Genomic DNA, 1,769 nt, shown 5'->3' with positions numbered 1-1,769 from the left:
AAAAACCAATCTCTCTAAAACACCTTCGGTGTTGTAAGGTTAAGCCTCACGGATCATTAGTACTGGTTAGCTCAATGCATCGCTGCACTTACACACCCAGCCTATCAACGTCTTAGTCTTAAACGTTCCTTCAGGGGCCTTAAAGGCCCAGGGAAGACTCATCTCGAGGCAAGTTTCGCGCTTAGATGCTTTCAGCGCTTATCTTTTCCGCACTTAGCTACCGGGCAGTGCCATTGGCATGACAACCCGAACACCAGTGGTGCGTTCACTCCGGTCCTCTCGTACTAGGAGCAACCCCTCTCAATCTTCCAACGCCCACGGCAGATAGGGACCGAACTGTCTCACGACGTTCTAAACCCAGCTCGCGTACCACTTTAAATGGCGAACAGCCATACCCTTGGGACCTACTTCAGCCCCAGGATGTGATGAGCCGACATCGAGGTGCCAAACACCGCCGTCGATATGAACTCTTGGGCGGTATCAGCCTGTTATCCCCGGAGTACCTTTTATCCGTTGAGCGATGGCCCTTCCATTCAGAACCACCGGATCACTAAGACCTACTTTCGTACCTGCTCGAGCCGTCACTCTCGCAGTCAAGCTAGCTTATGCCTTTGCACTAACCTCACGATGTCCGACCGTGATTAGCTAACCTTCGTGCTCCTCCGTTACTCTTTGGGAGGAGACCGCCCCAGTCAAACTACCCACCAGACACTGTCCTCACCCCGGATTACGGGGCCGAGTTAGAACATCAAACATTAAAGGGTGGTATTTCAAGGTTGGCTCCACGCAGACTGGCGTCCACGCTTCAAAGCCTCCCACCTATCCTACACATCAAGGCTCAATGTTCAGTGTCAAGCTATAGTAAAGGTTCACGGGGTCTTTCCGTCTTGCCGCGGGTACACTGCATCTTCACAGCGAGTTCAATTTCACTGAGTCTCGGGTGGAGACAGCCTGGCCATCATTACGCCATTCGTGCAGGTCGGAACTTACCCGACAAGGAATTTCGCTACCTTAGGACCGTTATAGTTACGGCCGCCGTTTACTGGGGCTTCGATCAAGAGCTTCGCCTTGCGGCTGACCCCATCAATTAACCTTCCAGCACCGGGCAGGCGTCACACCGTATACGTCCACTTTCGTGTTTGCACAGTGCTGTGTTTTTATTAAACAGTTGCAGCCAGCTGGTATCTGCGACTGGCTTCAGCTCCGAGAGCAAGTCTCTTCACCTACGCGCCAGCGTGCCTTCTCCCGAAGTTACGGCACCATTTTGCCTAGTTCCTTCACCCGAGTTCTCTCAAGCGCCTTGGTATTCTCTACCTGACCACCTGTGTCGGTTTGGGGTACGATTCTGTGTTACCTGATGCTTAGAGGCTTTTCCTGGAAGCTTGGCATCAACTACTTCTGCACCGTGGTGCATCGTCATCACGCCTCAGGGTTGAATAAGAGAACGGATTTACCAATTCTCTCCCCCTACACGCTTAAACCGGGACAACCGTCGCCCGGCTAGCCTAGCCTTCTCCGTCCCCCCTTCGCAGTAACACCGAGTACAGGAATATTAACCTGTTTCCCATCGACTACGCCTTTCGGCCTCGCCTTAGGGGTCGACTCACCCTGCCCCGATTAACGTTGGACAGGAACCCTTGGTCTTCCGGCGAGCGGGTTTTTCACCCGCTTTATCGTTACTTATGTCAGCATTCGCACTTCTGATACCTCCAGCAACCCTCACAGGCCACCTTCAACGGCTTACAGAACGCTCCCCTACCCAACAACGC

General features: G+C 53.1%; 1 rRNA gene. It reads right to left on the bottom strand.

Annotated elements, in window-relative coordinates:
• Nucleotides 1-35: 35 nt before the first annotated feature.
• A 23S ribosomal RNA gene (locus ACTJJ1_RS24935) occupies nt 36-1,769 on the bottom strand; the annotation flags it as partial.

It is taken from the genome of Serratia sp. 22264 (assembly GCF_052045345.1).
Classification (GTDB): Bacteria; Pseudomonadota; Gammaproteobacteria; order Enterobacterales; family Enterobacteriaceae; genus Serratia; species Serratia plymuthica.
Note: the sequence above shows the minus strand (reverse complement) of the source record. Positions and strands in the feature narration are given on the sequence as shown.